At 72.0% G+C, this 16,277-nt stretch carries 14 protein-coding genes and 2 tRNA genes; 7 read left to right on the top strand and 9 right to left on the bottom strand.

The genetic code is table 11. The annotated features are described in order from the left end of the window. Nucleotides 1-85 precede the first annotated feature (85 nt). The 3 genes from glxA to AC07AZ_RS15035 form a co-directional block, all read right to left on the bottom strand. Complete coding sequence (glxA, locus tag AC07AZ_RS15045) at nucleotides 86-2,023, bottom strand: radical copper oxidase GlxA (protein ID WP_478847602.1); 1,938 nt, start codon at nucleotides 2,021-2,023, stop codon at nucleotides 86-88. Next, on the bottom strand, nucleotides 2,020-4,026 hold the full coding sequence (locus AC07AZ_RS15040) for a glycosyltransferase family 2 protein (RefSeq protein WP_478847600.1): 2,007 nt from the start codon (nucleotides 4,024-4,026) through the stop codon (nucleotides 2,020-2,022). The genes glxA and AC07AZ_RS15040 overlap by 4 nt, the downstream gene beginning before the upstream one ends. Nucleotides 4,027-4,515: 489 nt before the next feature. Further along, nucleotides 4,516-4,589: transfer RNA gene (locus tag AC07AZ_RS15035), tRNA-Lys, on the bottom strand. Nucleotides 4,590-4,789: 200 nt separating this feature from the next. On the opposite strand from AC07AZ_RS15035, the gene AC07AZ_RS15030 reads away from it, so the two are divergent. The 5 genes from AC07AZ_RS15030 (at nucleotide 4,790) to AC07AZ_RS15010 (ending at nucleotide 10,654) form a co-directional block, all read left to right on the top strand. Next, complete coding sequence (locus tag AC07AZ_RS15030; protein WP_478847598.1) at nucleotides 4,790-6,133, top strand: peptidoglycan-binding protein; 1,344 nt, start codon at nucleotides 4,790-4,792, stop codon at nucleotides 6,131-6,133. A gap of 306 nt (nucleotides 6,134-6,439) precedes the next feature. After that, nucleotides 6,440-7,585, top strand: a complete 1,146-nt coding sequence (locus AC07AZ_RS15025) for an SPFH domain-containing protein (RefSeq protein ID WP_478847596.1) — start codon at nucleotides 6,440-6,442, stop codon at nucleotides 7,583-7,585. Nucleotides 7,586-7,706: 121 nt separating this feature from the next. Further along, nucleotides 7,707-8,312: a lytic polysaccharide monooxygenase auxiliary activity family 9 protein gene (locus tag AC07AZ_RS15020; RefSeq protein WP_478847594.1), complete on the top strand. Its 606-nt coding sequence runs from the start codon at nucleotides 7,707-7,709 to the stop codon at nucleotides 8,310-8,312. 152 nt (nucleotides 8,313-8,464) lie between these two features. Continuing rightward, entirely contained in the window at nucleotides 8,465-8,929 is a 465-nt protein-coding gene (locus AC07AZ_RS15015) for a hypothetical protein (protein ID WP_478847592.1), read from the top strand. Between the two features lie 78 nt (nucleotides 8,930-9,007). After that, nucleotides 9,008-10,654 (top strand): long-chain-fatty-acid--CoA ligase, encoded by a 1,647-nt coding sequence (locus tag AC07AZ_RS15010; RefSeq protein WP_478847590.1) that lies wholly within the window; start codon nucleotides 9,008-9,010, stop codon nucleotides 10,652-10,654. A gap of 152 nt (nucleotides 10,655-10,806) precedes the next feature. On the opposite strand, the gene AC07AZ_RS15005 is transcribed toward AC07AZ_RS15010, so the two are convergent. Beyond that, nucleotides 10,807-11,253, bottom strand: coding sequence for a GNAT family N-acetyltransferase (locus AC07AZ_RS15005; RefSeq protein ID WP_478847588.1), 447 nt, complete (start codon nucleotides 11,251-11,253; stop codon nucleotides 10,807-10,809). On the opposite strand from AC07AZ_RS15005, the gene AC07AZ_RS15000 reads away from it, so the two are divergent. Next, complete coding sequence (locus tag AC07AZ_RS15000; RefSeq protein WP_478847840.1) at nucleotides 11,219-11,389, top strand: hypothetical protein; 171 nt, start codon at nucleotides 11,219-11,221, stop codon at nucleotides 11,387-11,389. The genes AC07AZ_RS15005 and AC07AZ_RS15000 overlap by 35 nt on opposite strands. 74 nt (nucleotides 11,390-11,463) lie before the next feature. Here the strand turns inward: AC07AZ_RS15000 and AC07AZ_RS14995 are convergent, their stop codons facing one another. From AC07AZ_RS14995 to AC07AZ_RS14975, 5 genes are all read right to left on the bottom strand, one after another. Further along, on the bottom strand, nucleotides 11,464-11,814 hold the full coding sequence (locus tag AC07AZ_RS14995; RefSeq protein ID WP_478847830.1) for a hypothetical protein: 351 nt from the start codon (nucleotides 11,812-11,814) through the stop codon (nucleotides 11,464-11,466). An 82-nt stretch (nucleotides 11,815-11,896) separates the two neighbouring features. Further along, nucleotides 11,897-12,529: a hypothetical protein gene (locus AC07AZ_RS14990; RefSeq protein ID WP_478847586.1), complete on the bottom strand. Its 633-nt coding sequence runs from the start codon at nucleotides 12,527-12,529 to the stop codon at nucleotides 11,897-11,899. Nucleotides 12,530-12,621: 92 nt separating this feature from the next. Next, a tRNA-Lys gene (locus AC07AZ_RS14985) sits at nucleotides 12,622-12,698 on the bottom strand. 123 nt (nucleotides 12,699-12,821) lie between these two features. Continuing rightward, nucleotides 12,822-13,586, bottom strand: coding sequence for an IclR family transcriptional regulator (locus AC07AZ_RS14980; protein ID WP_478847584.1), 765 nt, complete (start codon nucleotides 13,584-13,586; stop codon nucleotides 12,822-12,824). Nucleotides 13,587-14,117: 531 nt separating this feature from the next. Next, on the bottom strand, nucleotides 14,118-15,077 hold the full coding sequence (locus AC07AZ_RS14975) for a D-2-hydroxyacid dehydrogenase (RefSeq protein WP_478847582.1): 960 nt from the start codon (nucleotides 15,075-15,077) through the stop codon (nucleotides 14,118-14,120). 325 nt (nucleotides 15,078-15,402) lie between these two features. Here AC07AZ_RS14975 and AC07AZ_RS14970 point away from each other — a divergent pair, with 325 nt between their 5' ends. Further along, nucleotides 15,403-16,134, top strand: a complete 732-nt coding sequence (locus AC07AZ_RS14970; protein WP_478847580.1) for a maleate cis-trans isomerase family protein — start codon at nucleotides 15,403-15,405, stop codon at nucleotides 16,132-16,134. Nucleotides 16,135-16,277 lie beyond the last annotated feature (143 nt).

The following is a 16,277-nucleotide window of genomic DNA, read 5'->3' as shown; positions in this document are numbered from 1 at the left end:
CGTCGCGCGAAGGGGCGCGGCAAGCGCGCGACCGGTCACCCCACCGTCCTGCGGGGGGTGACCGGTCACCGGTTCGGCGTGGTGGCTACGGCACCCTCACCCACCGCGCCTTGCTCGGGGTGCCCCGCCCGTCGTCCACGAAGAGCATGTACCACCCCGACGGGACGAGGTTCCTGTTCCTCGGCACCGTGACCGTGATCCGGTCGCCCGAGGTGGTGAAGTCCAGCGCGACGGAGCGCTGGTCGACGTCGGTGACGTGGGTGGACGCGCTCGGCCTGATCAGCCGCGCCTTCCTCACGGCGGAGGCGTGCCGTGAGGTGAACGTGCCGGACCCGCCGCGGGCGATGGCGCGCGGGCCGCCCGAGAGGTCGGGCCGCGGGCCGTGGAAGAGGTACGGCGGGGTGTAGATCTCGATGCGCTGCTCGAACTCGCCGGGCTTGGTGTCGGCCTTGTCGCCGTAGAGCGAGTCGGAGCCGAAGAACATCACGCGGCCGTCGGGCAGCAGGATCGAGCCCGAGTGGTAGTTACGGCCCACCGCCGGGTCGGCGACCCGGTCGAAGGTGCCGGTGTCCGGCCGGTAGATGCGTGCCTGAAGGATGTTGGAGTCACCGCGGCCCCGGTAGTCCCGCGAGCCGCCCGACACCAGCACGGTGTCGTCGGGCAGCACCGAGGACTGCGGGTACCGGGTGCCCTTCTCCAGCCGGGGGCCGTCGACGAACGTGGGGTTCTCGGCCTTCAGGTCGATGATCCGCGTCCGGTTGCTGGACAGCTTGGACTCGCCGACCCCGCCGCCGCCGATCACCATGAACCTCTCGTCCTGCGCCGGCGGCAGCAGCACGGTCCCGGACGTCTCCAGCCGGTCGGGGTCGCTCAGTCCGGGCAGCTTGGTGAAGCGGTTGGTGTCCACGTCCCAGATGCCGGGGTCCCGGCCGATGTCGTCGGGCCCGTACCCGGCGTTGGAACCCGAGTAGAAGATCCTGCCGTTCTGCATGAGGAACAGCGCGGGGTAGGTCGGGAACTGGCGGATCTCGCGGGTGTACGTCCATTTCCGTGTCGCCGGGTCGAAGGTCTCGTTCTTGCCCGGGACGAGCTGGCCGATGTCGTCGAGCCCGGAGACGCTGAGGACCCGGCCGTCGCCGAGGGTGGTGAGCGTCGGGTACCAGCGGGCCTCGTTCATCGGGTCGACCTTGATGTACCGCTCGGCGACCGGGTCGAACTCGAAGGCGTCCCGGATGCCCTGGAAGTCCTTCTTGTCGAGGGCCAGCTTCTGGGCGATGCCGTAGGTGTTGCGGGCGTCGGCCCCCCTCAGGCCGCTGATCCGGTAGTTGTCCTGGGTGCCCGTCTCGTACCGGGAGCCCTTCCTCTGCGCCTCGACGTAGATACGGCCGAGCCCCGGATCGTTGCGGAGGAACTTCCCGGTTCTCGTGTCGAAGACCTTCTTGGCGCGGGGCACCAGGACCGGGTCCTTCGACAGGAAGGTCCTGCCGTTCTCCCGGCCGGTGAAGCGGGTGCCCGCGGGCAGGGTGATGGGCCGGTCCGGGTTCTCGTTGTGCACGATCATCAGGCCGCCGGCCTTGGTGACGTCACCCTTGAGCTTCTCGTACCGTTTGGTGCCGCCCGCGATCAGCAGCCTGCCGTCGGCGAGCTGGGTGTGACCGGTGCAGAACAGGTCCTTGGGTGTCGGGACCTTCTTGACGGTCCCCTTGACGGGGTCCCAGATCCGGGTGTCGAACTTCTTCGCGTCGAAGTTGGCCTGCCTGTTGCCCGAGCCCGCGATGAGCAGCACCCGCCCGGTGCGCAGCAGCGCCGCGTGAATGGTGTCCTGGCGGTACTCCTTGGGGAACTCGAGGACGTCCCAGTGGCCGTTGGCCGCCTTGTACTCGGCCTTGTTGATCACGTAGGTGTGGTACTGCTCCGTTCCGAAGCGGTAGGCCCACGGCCCGTTCGTCCCGGCCAGCGCGAGCACCACCGCGCCGGCGATCGCGAAACGGCGGACCCTGCGGTGTCCGGCGCGATCCCTCATTCCTTACGGCCCCCCGCTCCGCCCGCGGCGATCCGCACGGTCGGTTCGCCCGCCGTCCCGCCCGGCCCGGTCCGGCCGGCCCGGTGCGCCGGCCCGTTCTGCTGCTCGGGTCCGGGCTGGGCGTACGGCGATGTCGCCGGGGGAGCGGAGACCACGGCCGGAGCCGGCACCGCGTCCCGCGGCCGCTCCGGGACCGGGTCGGCCGGCCGCCGCCTCGCCGCCCGCAGCGACCACCCCCAGGCGAGGATCGGTGAGGCGGTGACCAGCAGGGCGAAGGAGGCCCAGGTGACCATCGCGGGGTGGGCGTGCCCGAGCGTGACTCCGGCGGCGATCGAGCCGCCGAAGACCCCGACGAAGAACAGGTGGATCCGGAAGGTCCCGAACAGGGTGTCCGGGCTGGCCGAGTCGCCCTTGGGCGTCACCACGAACCGGCTCCTGCGGCGCAGCACGGTGTCCATCAGGGAGCGGGCGTAGACCGGTGCGGACAGGGCCGACATCACCATGCCCGCCACCCCGCCCGACCCCTCCGGTTCGTGCGGGGAGACGTTGTGCCGGCGGTTCCAGACGTAGAGGCCGATCTGCAGCGCGGAGGCGTTGCCGTAGAGCATCAGCCACACGGTCGGGTCGATGTTCACGCCCGATGCGCCCAGGCCCAGGAACAGTGAGCAGCTCAGGGCCGCCAGGATCCAGTTCAGGGCCGACATCGGATAGAAGATGATCATCATCGTGTAGTTGAAGAGCTTGCCGGGCGGCAGCGAGAAGAAGCCCTTCCAGTACTGCTTGAGGATCGTCTCGTACGTCCCCCGCGACCAGCGCAGCTGCTGGGTGAAGAAGTCCGTCCAGGCGCCCGGTCCCTCACCGACCGCCAGCACGTCCGGCGTGTAGACCGACCGCCACTTCCGGCCGGTGGCCGGGTTCTTCGCGCGGTGCATCTCGAAGCCGGTCGCCATGTCCTCGGTGATCGAGTCGTACAGGCCGCCGATCTGCTTGAGCGCCCTGATCCTTACGGCGTTGGAGGTGCCCACGAACATCGGGCTGCCGTAGCGGTTGCCGGCGCGCTGGATCAGCGCGTGGAAGAGGAACTGCTGCGACTCGGCCGCCTTGGTGATCGGGTTGTCGTAGTTGCCGTACACCTGTGGGCCGATGACGAAGCCGACGTCCGGGTCGCGGAAGAAGCCGAGCATCCGCTCCAGGTAGTTGGGCAGCGGCACGTGGTCGGTGTCGACGGAGGCGAAGTAGTCGTAGTCGTCGCCGTGCGCCTCCAGCCAGGCGTTGTAGTTGCCGTGCTTGGTCCTGGCGCGGTGCGGGCCGCTGGGACGGTTCCACCGGGCGACACCCTTGCGGGAGAAGTGGTGCACGCCGAGGCGTGCGCAGACCGCCTTCACCGCGGGGTCGTCGCCCTCGTCGAGGAGCCAGACGTGCAGCAGCCCCCGGTGGCGGACCCGGACGGCCGCCTCCAGGGTGCGCGTGACCATCTCCAGGGGTTCCGTGCCGGGCACGAACGAGGTCAGGAAGGCGACCCTCGTGCCGGTCTCCGGCACCACCGGGACCGGGTCGCGGGCGACCAGGGTGGCGTGCGCGTTCGACAGCACGTTCATGCAGCGGAAGAACTCGATCAGACCGATCGAGACCAGCATCACGATGTCGAGGGCCGGCAGCCAGCGGAAGGCCGGGTAGTCACGTTCGGTCCAGTGCTCGGGCTGGAGCAGCCATCCGAGCAGGACCAGCGAGAGCAGCGGTGCGGCGGCCAGCATCAGGGCGACCCGGACGCGGTGCGGCTCCTGCGAGATCAGGGAGCGGTACCTGACCCTGTACGGCTTGTTCGGATCGGGCTGGGTGAGGGGTCCAGCCAGCCGGCTGTAGTGCTCGTAGTCGTAGGTCGGCAGTGCGGCCGCGGTTCGGTGCGAGGCTCCGGTGTCCGCGGTGTGGTGCGAGGTCTTTCCTGGTCGAGCGGTGTGAGCTGGGTCGGAATTCTGCCGGGCGCCCGTCGGCGTCGACGTCATGAGTCATCCCCCCAACACGCGGGTGAACGCGTGTTCGTCGGTTCCTCACGCCTGGTCGGACCCCCCTCGGCCCTCGCAGGCGCGTCCTTGATGGGCCACAGTCGGCACATGGTGCGCACGTGGGGACACGGACTGTGACCAGCGGATCGCGCGACGCCCCCCTCGGCATCCTTCGGCAACGGGGCCCCTCTTCCCCGCATCACCGGCAATCTGCTCGCTGTCCCCCCAACTGCCGCGAATCCACGGCAGCTTGGAGGCCAGGGTTCTATGGCGTTCATCATGATCGCAAGCTGCGAAACGCGGTGTTTACCGGTGATACGCGCTCATTGTGGCGCGGGTGGGGGCCTTGTGGAGTCTTTGTGTCCAGGCGGGCGGAGAAGTTACGGAAGTGCCTACTTCTGCCTTTTCCGCGCCCACAACTGATCACGGCGTCGCGCCGCGCCGGAAAGCAACAGGCCCCCCGGATGAACGGGGGGCCTGCTCTGTCTGTGCGCCGCCAGGGACTCGAACCCCGGACCCGCTGATTAAGAGTCAGCTGCTCTAACCAACTGAGCTAGCGGCGCCTGCTGACCTGCACAACTCTACCCGACGTCCGGACGTGCTCCGAACCACCCGCCCGGGCGCCGGCCCGGCCGGGCGACCCGCCCCGGGTGGCTCGCCGTACATCATTCGGACCGTCAGCATGCGCGTGCGGACGACAGTTGGGAAACTGGCGAACGTGCACAATTGCGTACATTTCCACCCGGAGCATGAGGGGCGTCGCATGGAGACTGCGGTATTCGAGGAAGTCGATCCCGCGAGCGACTGCGACTGCCCGGGCTGCGTCCACTGGCGGCGCGTGCTGCCGTACTCCCGAAACGGCCGCACCGGCGGCCACCCGGCGGCCCACCGGGCGGTGATCCTGGCGGCCGCCGCCGCGGCCGCCGCCGGCCTCGGCGTCGGCCAGGCGCCACCGGCCGTGGCCGCCCCGCTCACCCCCGGCCGGACGGCCGTTCCCGCGGACGGCGAACCCGACACCCCCCAGGGCCCCAAGGCCCCGCTGCACGGTCCGGCCGGCGCTCCGACGGGTCCGGCCGGCGTGGTCAGGACGCCGGCGACCACCCGCGCCGAGATCATCGGGCGAGCCATGACCTGGGTCGCCGCGAAGGTGCCGTACAGCATGTCGGAGTACTGGTTCGACGGGTACCGGCAGGACTGCTCGGGCTATGTCTCGATGGCCTGGAACCTGCCCGGGAACGAGTGGACGGGCAGCCTCGGCCAGTACGGCGTGCGGATCGCCAAGGACGACCTGCAGCCCGGCGACATCCTGCTCTTCCACAACCCGGACAACCCGGAGCAGGGCTCCCACGTCGTCCTCTTCGGCGGCTGGACGGACTCCACGCACACCTACTACACCGCCTACGAGCAGACCCGCCCCACCACCCGCCGCCAGCCCACCCCCTACGCCTACTGGAGCCACTCCGACGACTACCTCGCCTACCGCTACAAGGGGCTCGCGGGCGGCACGGCGGGCGGGACGCCGGACATGGGCGCCGCCACGCCCGACCCGAAACCGGGCCCCGGCAAGGCGGCGGCCCCGTACCCGGGAGCGGCCTACTTCGGGCCCGGAGCCCACAACAAGCACGTCACCGAACTGGGCCGGATGCTCGTCGGACGCGGCGCCGGGCCCTACTACACCTCCGGTCCCGGCCCGCGCTGGTCGGACACCGACCGGCGGGCCACCCAGGCGTTCCAGCGCGCGCAGGGCTGGACGGGCGCGGACGCGGACGGGCTGCCGGGCCCCCGCACCTGGACCCTGCTGGCCACCGGTGCGGGCCGGGACCTCGCGCCCGGAGCGGCCGGACCCGCCGTGCCCTCCTCGCACGGGGTGCCCGGCTATCCGGGGCGGGCGATGTTCCGGCCCGGCGCGGTCAACGACCACGTCACCCGCCTCGGCCGGCAACTCGTGAAGAAGGGCTTCGGCAAGCACTACACGACCGGCCCGGGACCACGCTGGGGCGAGGCGGACCGGCGCAACGTGGAGGCGTTCCAGCGCGCCCAGGGCTGGCGAGGCGGCGCAGCGGACGGCCACCCGGGCCCGGAAACCTGGCGCCGCCTCTTCCGCTGACCCCACCCCCTGGAAAACGAACGCGGGGGACGGCGAGCCGTGAAGGACACGGGGAACGGCGCACCGACAGGGGCGCGGGGAACGGCGCACGCAGGGGCGCGGGGAACTGCGCGAACAACCTCAACCACCACGCGCCCGCACCCGACCCCCGGGCGCAGCCCGACAGGGGCGCGGGGAACGGCGCGAACAACCTGAACCTCGCCGCACCCGTACCCGAAACCCCGGCGCAGCCCATCGCCCCCACCCCACCTCACCCCGCCGGACCGCAGGTCACACCAACGCGAACCGCGAAGGCTGGAGGCAAGCATGAGCACCACCACCCCCCACACCCCCGAGTCCGAAGGACAGGCTCCCGCACCCCCTCCCGCCCTGGCGGACCCCCCGCCCAGGACCGCCCGCCTCATCCAGAACGAGGCGACCACGGAGATCCCCGTCCACCTCCTGTTCCGCGACGAGCCCCTGCCCTCGGCCGTGCCGCTGGGCCCGGCGGTCGTGGGACGCCGGCAGGGCACGGGGGAGCAGCCCCGGCTGCGGCGGCCGCCGGCCGCGAAGGCGCGTCTGGTGCCGCAGGTCGACCCCACCCTGGTGGAGCGGCCGGCGCGGGTGCTGCCCGGAGCGGTGGGGGTGCTCGCCGGTGCCTGCGCGCTGGCCGGCTGCGCGGTCACCTCGTGGTGGGCGGGTGAGCTGCCGTCCCTGGTGACGCGGGCGCTGCGGCTGCCGTCGTACGCCGGGGCGGGCCTGGGCCCCGCGCAGTGGGCGGCGTACGCGGGTGCGGTGGCGCTCGGCCTGTTCGGGTTCGGCGGGCTGGCCCGCGGCCGGACCGGGCGGGCGTGGGTGCTGGGCCTGTTCGGCCGTTACCGGGGGACCGTCCGGCGCACGGGACTGATGTGGGTGAACCCGCTGCTGCTGCGCCGCCGGGTCGACGTACGGCTGCGGCACTGGCGCAGTGAGCCGATGCCGGCGGCGGACGGCAACGGGGTCGCGCTGCGGGTGGTGGTCCTGGTGGTCTGGCGGGTGCGGGACGCCGCCCGGGCGACGCTGGGGGTGGACGACCACGAGACGTATCTGCGGGAGTGCGTGGAGGCGGCGCTCGTCCGGGTGCCGCTGGAGCTGCCGGGGACCGCGCGGGGCTCCGTCGACGCGGCAGGGGAGGCACTGACCCGGCTGGTCACGGCGGACGCGGCGCCGGTCGGGCTCGAGGTGTTCTCGGTGCAGCCGGTCCGGGTCGAGTACGCCCCCGAGGTGGCCGCGGCGATGACCCGCCGCCGTATCGCCGCGCTGGACGCGCAGCAGCGGGCGACGGTGCTCAGCTCGGTGGTCGACTCGGTCGAGGACACGGTGACCCGGCTGACCATGCGCGGGCTGGTCGAGCTCGACGACTACGAGCGCACGGCGCTGGTGAAGGACCTGACGGTGGCGTTCTGTTCGGGGCGGGGGGAAACGGCGTCCTGACGGCCCGCCGAACACGTTCCCCGATTGGTATGGACATGTTCAAGAGGCCGCAATAATCTGGAACTTGGTCTAGACCTGCACGGCTCACAGAACCTCCCCCACGTTCTCCAGGAGCGGCAGCATGCGCGAAAAGACCAGCTTGTATGCCGCCGTGGTGGGCCTCGCCACCGCCGGAGCCTTCGTGCTCTCCTCCGGTGGTGCCAGCAGCCACGGCTACACCGATCTCCCCATCAGCCGGCAGAAACTCTGCCAGAACGGCACCGTGACCGACTGCGGTGACATCCAGTGGGAGCCGCAGAGCGTCGAGGGGCCGAAGGGCTTCCCGGCCGGGGGCGCGGCGGACGGCCGGATCTGTTCCGGCAACAACACCCGCTTCGCCCAGCTCGACAGCCCCAGGACACCCTCCGGCGGCGCCTGGCCCGCCACCAGGGTGACGGGCGGTCAGAGCTACACCTTCCGCTGGCAGTTCACGGCGATGCACGCGACGACCGACTTCAAGTACTACGTCACCAGGCAGGGCTGGAACCAGAACCACAACCTCGCCCGCTCCGACCTGAACACGACACCGTTCCTCACGGTGCCGTACAACGGGCAGCGCCCGCCCTCCACGCTCTCCCACAGCGGCACGCTGCCGACCGGGCTCAGCGGTCGGCATGTCGTCGTCGCCGTGTGGACGATCGCGGACACCGGCAACGCGTTCTACGCCTGCTCCGACGTCACGTTCTGACCGTCGTCCGGCAGGGCCCGAGGACCGCGGCCCGGGCGCCCTCCGCGGGCGCCCGGGCCATCGGCCGAGAACTGAGCCTTTCTTGAGTCAGTTGGGCGCGCCCGGCGGGTAAGTTCCCCTCACCGGATGTACCTGACCTCGGGGGAAGCTCAATGGACGTGGTCTTCTATCTCTTGCCCGGCCTGATCATGGCCGGCGCCCTCTTCGCCGCGTACAGCGTGGTCCGCCGCTGGTTCCAGGTGCGCGGCGCCTGGAACAGCGGGCTCACCGCGGAGGCGCGCTGTCTGCGGACCTTCACGACGACCCACGGCGGCAGCGGCAACACCTCCGTGCGCACCGCGCTGCACCACGTCTACGAGTTCACCGCGCGCGACGGCCGGGTGGTGCGGTTCGAGGAGGAGGACGGCCCGGCGACCGTGGTGGAGGGCGACTACGTGACCGTCTACTACACCGACGGCCGTGACGTGGTGGCCACGGCGCACGAGCCGAGGCGCGGCAAGCTGGCGGCGACCACCTTCGGCCTCCTCGCGTTCCTCGGCGTCGTCGTCGTGTTCTGCGTGGGCTTCATGGTCCAGTACGCGGAGGTCTTCGGGAGCTCGGACTCCTCCGGCTTCTGAGAGCCGTCGCCCGGACAAGGGCGGAACGGCCGGCACACCCCTCGCCATCTGACGATACGTCAACTACCGTGCGCCCTCATGGAGTCCACGAGGCGTCGTACCACCGTCGCGGAGCTGGTCGGACAGGGGTGGGGCGACCACCGGCCGGGGTTGTGGTCGGAGGACCGGATCCTCACCCGGCACCAGGTCACCGCCGGGGCGGCCGCCCGCGCCGCCCTGCTGGCGGACCTGCTGCCCCCGGACGCCGAACCGCACGTCGGCGTCCTCCTCGACAACACCCCGGAATATCCCCTCTGGTTGAGCGCGGCCGCCCTGGCCGGGGCCGCGGTCGCCGGGATCAACCCCACGCGCCGCGGACCCGAACTGGCCCGCGACATCCTGCACACCGAGTGCCGCGTCCTGGTCACCGAACCCGCCCACCTGCCGCTTCTCACGGACCTCGAACTGCCGGGCGTACGCCTGCTGGTGACCGGCACCGAGGAGTACGACTCCCTCCTCGCCCCCTACGCCGGCGCCGAGCCCGACGTCTCCCGGGCCGCGCCGGGCGACCGGCTGCTCCTCTACTTCACCTCCGGTTCCACCGGCGCCCCCAAGGCCGCGATCTGCACCCAGGGCCGCCTGGCCGCCGCCGGCCGCTCGCTCGCCGACCAGTTCGGGGTGCGCGGCGACGACGTGCACTACATCTGCATGCCGATGTTCCACGGCAACGCGGTGATCGCCGACTGGGCACCCGCGCTCACCGCGGGCGCCGGCATCGCGCTGCGGCGCCGCTTCTCGGCCTCACGGTTCCTGACGGACGTCCGGGCCTACCGGGCGACGTACTTCACCTACGTGGGCCGCGCCGTGCAGTACATCCTGGCCACCGAGCCACGCCCCGACGACCGGGACAACCCGCTGCGCCTGGGCTTCGGCACCGAGGCGGGCGCGGTGGACGCGGCCGCCTTCCGGCGCCGGTTCGGGGTGCGGCTGGTGGAGGGCTACGGCTCCTCGGAGGGCGGGGCCGCGATCCAGTGGACGCCCGGCACCCCGGCCGGCGCGGTCGGCCGGGCGGCACCCGGCCTGGTGGTCCTCGAACCGGACACCGGCAGGGAGTGCCCGCCCGCCCTGTTCGACGAGACCGGGCGGCTGCTCAACGGCGACCAGGCCATCGGCGAGCTGGTGAACCGCGGCCCCAACCCCTTCGAGGGCTACTGGCGCAACCCCGAGGCCGACGCGGCCCGCCGGCGGGACGGCTGCTACTGGACCGGTGACCTCTTCTACCGGGACGCCGACGGCTACCTCCACTTCGCCGGCCGCGCCGACGACCGGCTGCGCGTCGACAGCGAGAACCTGGCGGCCGCGGTGATCGAGAACATCCTCGCCCGCTACGACGGCGCGGCCGCCGTCGCCGTCTACGCGGTGCCGGACCCGGTGGCCGGCGACCAGGTGATGGCGGCCCTCGCCGGGACCTTCGCCCCGCTGGAGTTCGCCGAGTTCCTGCTCGCCCAGCCGGATCTGGGCACGAAGATGGCACCCCGGTTCGTACGGGTCGTCGAGCGGATGCCGGTGACCGCCACGAACAAGATCCACCGAGCGGGCCTCAGACGGGAGGGCTTCCGGTGCGCCGACCCCGTGTGGTGGCGGCCGCCCGGGGAGTCCGCCTACCGCAGGCTGACCGGACAGGACACGGAGGAGCTGGTGACGCGGTACCGGGAGCGGGGGCGCGAGGCCCTGCTCGGCAGATAGACGGCACCCCGCGTCCCTCAGCCTCCGGTGGCGGATACCGGCGAAGGGGCCCGGTGCCGCGTCACCGGCGACGGGACCCGCCCTCGCCACTGCGGGCCGCCACGCATGGCACAGGGGACGTCTCGGCGAGACGAGACGGGTGAGCAGGCGTTCTATGTGTCCGCGCCTACCGGGAGTGTGCGCCGCTTGCCAGGTAGGGAAGAGGGCGCGGATGCGACTTCCTTGATCACCACGTTGCCCACCAACCGTGGCGGCGCCGCTTCAAGGGCCGTTTCATGGACTGCGAAGGCGAACCGGTCGCCTGCCGCCCAACCCTGCTCCTGGGCCCGCACCCATCTCAGTCCATCGTCCTCACTCTCCAAACGAGAGTTCGTCCAACGCCGCAGCTCGGGGTCCTGGTACTCCTCAACCAGCGCAGCAACGTCTTCCGCGCACCAGGGGCGAAGGACAAGAGCGGGAGCGGTCGCCGTCGCGGCAGACTTGAGTATGACGGGAGCGTTCACTGCCAGATCATATGCAGCATGGCCTTGATCTGACCTCGGCGACAGCACCGAGCACGGCCTGGTGTTGGAGATGCTCGCCGGGCCGCTGCCCGGCATCTACGACCCCACCGGCCCCGGCAAGCTGCTGTTCGGCTTCTTCGCCGCGATGGCGGTTGTCTCAAGCTCGCCGATCAAGCGTGGCTGTGACCTGGGCGGTCAGGTCAAGGACACTGTCTTCGACCTGGCCGCGTAACGCATTCGAGGGCCGGTTAGCACGGGCCGATCGTTACTGAAGAGCGACGCGGTGGACTGGGCTCGGGGGCTGGCTCACAGCCACCGGTTGGCTGCTTCGACGCTGTCGCCGCCGCTCGTGTTGAACGCGATTGCGGCCTGCGGCGCATGACGCCGAACCAGATTCACGACCTGCTCGAAGAGCGGCAGAAGCGGCTCCGGTTTGCGGATCCCACCCCCGATGACGACGACGTCCCAGTCGTGCTCGGACAGTGCTGCGACGATCGTCGACTCCGCCGACTCGTCCAGCCCGATCAGCGTCATGGACGCATCGATGGCGTGTTCGCCAAACCGGGTCAGTTCCTGATCGAGGGCCGCTCGGATGCTGTCTCCGTCCATGCCGGGCACTGCACGCGGGTCGATTCCAAGAACGAGAACACAAGGCATGTCGATGAGGACGATCAGGCGGCTGCCAAGGTTCCCGATGCACGAGGCCCGACGCACCAGAAGGACGACCCCCTCTGGGGAATCACGTGAAGTCAGCCTGGGCCATGACGTGCTCGGCCACGGCTCGGGGCAGCAGAGGCGGCGCCGTGGGGTAGTCCTCGGGGACGAAGGCCGCGCTGCCCGGCAGTGTCTCGTCCCAGCGGTGCACCCGGATCGTGCGCAGGAAGGTGTTCAGGTTGCTGATGTGCGCGTTGTGCGTGCTGCGCCGCCCATCGCGGCATGGAGATCGGCCAGGTAGCGGTCGAGCAGGGCGCGGTCGACCTGGGCTGATCTGGCAGACCTCGGGCAATGGTGACGGAACGGGCAACGGCGCCGTGGACGTCTGCCATGCCGGCATCGGCGGGCTCCCGGACCGCTTCCACTGCCGCCAGTGGCGTTGACACATGCCGTGGCTGTGGAGTCCGTAGCGGCAGCCGTCGACCGCGCAAGCGTTCAGCGGCCGGTGTCCGACCCAGCCTGCGGGCGTGGTCTCCAGGAACGTCTCCAGGTCGGGCCTCCCCTCGCGGGTCCAGCGCACCGAATGTCCCCAGCACATGCGGTTGCTGCGGGCCGGCCGGTCGCAGCCCTCAACAGCGCAGGCCGGGCCGCCGAGGACCGGGTGGCGGGGGTCGAAGGCCAGGCCGTCTTGCCGGAACTCGGGGCGGATCGCGGACATGAGCTTTCACGGCGCCGTCAGCCCCTCGTCGGCATCCGACCCCGAAAACGATCTGGGCGCTCTCCCCGAGAGGAGAACGCCCAGATCGCAGATGGTGCGCCGCCAGGGACTCGAACCCCGGACCCGCTGATTAAGAGTCAGCTGCTCTAACCAACTGAGCTAGCGGCGCATGACCCTCGCCGTCCGCTTCACGCGGTCGGCGACGGAAAAATACTACCTGCTGCGCGGGGGTGCTTCCGACCATTTCCCGGGGGTCCCGGGGGGCGCCCCGGAACCCCGTACAGGGTCTGGATCAGGTCTGGATCGCCAGTGACAGGAGGAGCGGTGCCGCGTTGCGGTTGAGGGCGTCCGCGGCCTGGCGCAGCCGGTGGGCGTGCTCGACCGGGAGGGACAGCGCCAGGCAGCCGACCGCGGAGCCGGCCGTGATCGGGACGGCCGCGCAGACCGTACCGATCGCGTACTCCTGGAGATCCAGGTGGGGCACGGTCGGCGGCTGGGACTCCAGCCGGGAGAGCAGCAGCCGGTCGCTGGTGATGGTGCGCGAGGTGAGGCGGGCCATCTTGTGCCGGGAGAGGTGGTCGCGCCGACCGTTGTGGTCGAGCTGGCCGAGGAGGCTCTTGCCGACCGCGGTGGCGTGGGCGGAGTGCCGGAAGTCGACCCACTCGTTGACCGAGGGGGCGGCGGGGCCGTCGGCGTACTGCGAGATGGTGACCTCGCCGTCGACGTACCGGCTGATGTAGACGGCGGCGCCGAGCGAGTCGCGCAGCCGGTCGAGGGTGCTCTGGAGCTTCTCGCGCAGGGCCGCCTCCCGGTCGTGCGCGGAACCCAGGCGGGTGAGGGCGTCGCCGGTGACGTACGCCCCGTCGGCGCCCTGCTCCACGTATCGTTCCCGGCGCAGCATCCGCAGGAGCGTGGTCAGTCGCTCCGGGCTGAGGCCGGTGTGCCGGGCGAGGCCGGCGTCGGTGACTCCGGTGGTGTGCCGTGCCACGGTCTCCAGGACACGCAGTGCGTCCTGGGCCGAGTGGTACGGCGCGGTCGGCTCGTGCTTCAGCGCCACGGTGTTTCCCCCTGCGCTCGCTTCTTGGGCCGCGATCCGGACAGCGGATCAGTTCCACGATAACGGCCAAAAGGCCGGTTCGGAGCGGGTGTTGACGAGATTCCGACCTCCCCATCAGCGACCCAGGCACACTGGCACATGCCAGGGTCATGACCCAGGCGGCGGACCTCGCGTCATGGCGCCTTCACTTCCTGTAGCCGCAGGACCGCGATGCGAAATCCCGGACCCGGCCGCACCGCGGGCCGCCGGTGGCCCGGTGGAACCAGTCCGGCGGCTCGGTGGCCCTTGGCCCGGCCGCGCGGCCGACTCCGGGTGCGCCCGTCGTGCTCGGTTCGCCGAGGACTCGGCGCGCCGGCGTCGTGCCGCAGCGCCCGGCGCCCCGGTGGCCTACGGGTCGTCGACCCGGCCGGTGCCGCGCTGCTTCGGCCCGCCGCGCCGCGGGCGGACTGCCGCACCCCCGGTCGGCGCCTGTGCGCCCCCTGCCGCTGGGCCGGCTCGGACCCCGTCGCCGGGGGTTCGCGGGACCCCCGTTCAGCGCCCCCGTACGTAGCCGCGTTGTTTGTCGACCGTGTTCGGGAGGGGGCGGCCTGCTTCCCAGCGGTCGTAGAAGTCGACGAACTGGGCGCCGAGTTCGTCGCGCCAGCCGACCGTGTCGCCACTCATGTGGGGGGACACCAGCAGGTTGGGGACCTGCCACAACGGGCTGTCGGGCGGGAGGGGTTCGGTGGCGAAGACGTCCAGGGCCGCGCCCGCGATCCAGCGTCGGGTGAGCGCGTCCACGAGTGCCTCCTCGACGACCAGCTGTCCTCGGCCGACGTTGACGAAGCGGGCCGAGGGCTGCATGACGCCGAACCGGTGCCGGTCGAACATGCCGCGGGTCGCCTCGGTGAGCGGCGCGGCGGCGACCACCCAGTCGGCGCGGGCCATCAGGCGGTCCAGGTCCTCGGGGCCGTGGATGCCGGTGGCCGGGGCGCGCCCCACCAGGGCCGTCCGTACGTCGAGCGCCCTGAGGGTGCGGGCGATCGCGCGTCCGATGGGGCCGGACCCGACGACGACGGCGCGGGTTCCGGCCACCCGCTGCGACTCGCGGTGACGCCAGGTCCGTTCCCGCTGGAGGTCCCACGTCCTCGGCAGGTCCTTGGCCATCGCGAGGACCAGACCGGCGACGTACTCGGCGACGGGCTGGTCGAAGACGCCGCGCGCGTTGGTCACCACGGTGTCGTCGGCGGCCAGTTCCGGGCACAGCAGGTGGTCGACGCCCGCACTCGCCGTGTGCACCCAGCGCGGCCTGCGGCCCTCGCCGGGCCAGGCCGCGCGGACGGCGCGCGAGGTGAAGTCCCACACGAGCAGCACGTCCGCCCGTGGCAGCAGGGCGGCGAGCGTCGACTCGTCCGCGTGCTCGATCCGCGCCCGGCCGGTGAGCCGGCCGAGGCGGGGGAGCGGCTCGGCGTCGAGGACGAGAACCGTGGGGAGGGGAGCGGGATCGGCCATACGGAACCGTATCTCCAGGTGGCGGGCCCTCTGACGGGCGGCGCGGAGCGACCACGTTGGCACCCGGACCCCCGACCGTCAACACACGCGTCCGTACGGCCTGTTGCCCACCCGCCGCCACCGCGACCCCGGGCGCCGGGCGCGGACCGGACGGACCCGTGAGGGCCGGCGGACGCGTGCCTCGACGGGACGCGGGGGGAGGGGCGCGGCGCCGACTGGGTACCCGAGTCGTGGGGCCGTGCCGGACGCCGGTCGATCCGGCGGCGCGACCCGGCCCCGTACCGCCGGAAGCGCCGGACGAAGAACAGCAGTGGGAAGGCTGGACATGACAGCACTCGGACTCCTCTACCCGGGCCACGCCGCGGAGGACGACTACCAGCGCATCGAACAGCTCCTGGGCAGCGACATCCGGGTGGACGTGGTCCACACCGACCTGGGCGAGGACGCGCGCGGGGTGGACGCGCTCCGCGAGACGGGGGCACCACAGCGGCTGGCGGCGGGCGTCGAGCGACTGCGGATGTCGGGCGCCGAGGCGGTCGTCTGGGCCACTACGAGCGGCAGCTTCGTGCACGGCTGGGAGGGCGCGCAGGACCAGGTTCGCGCCCTCGCCCAGGCGGCCGGCCTGCCCGCCTCCTCCACCGCCCTCGGCTTCGTGCACGCGGCTCGGGAGCTCGGGGTGCGGCGGGTCGCGGTCGGGGCGACCTACCCGGACGACGTGTCGGCCCTGTTCGCGGACTTCCTGCGGGCGGGCGGAGTCGAGGTGGTCGCCGTGAGCGGCTCCGGGACCGCCTCGGCGGCGCGGGCCGGCACCTGGGGCGAGGCCGAGCTGTTCGCGCTGGCGCGGGCCGCCGGACACGAGGACGCGGAGGCGGTCCTCCTCCCGGACGCGGCCCTGCACACGGCGGCCCACCTCCCCGCCCTGGAGAAGGAGGTGGGCAAGCCGGTCCTCACGGCGAACCAGGTCACGGTGTGGGAGGGGCTGCGCCTGGCGGACCGGCGGGTGAACGCGCCGGCGATGGGCGCGCTGTTCACCCGCGAGCCGCTCGTGCAGGCGTAGGACCCACCGGAGCCCCGGAGCGAAAGCTCCGGGCTCCGGTGGGCTGGCTCCGGTGGGCTGGCTCCGGTGGGCTGGCTCCGGTGGGCTGGCTCCGGTGGGCTGGCTCCGGTGGGCTGGCTCCGGTGGGCTGGCTCCGGTGGGGT

This window comes from Streptomyces sp. NPDC043878, assembly GCF_056435735.1.
The sequence above is the reverse complement of the archived record's forward strand: the minus strand, read 5'-3'. Positions and strand labels throughout refer to the sequence as shown.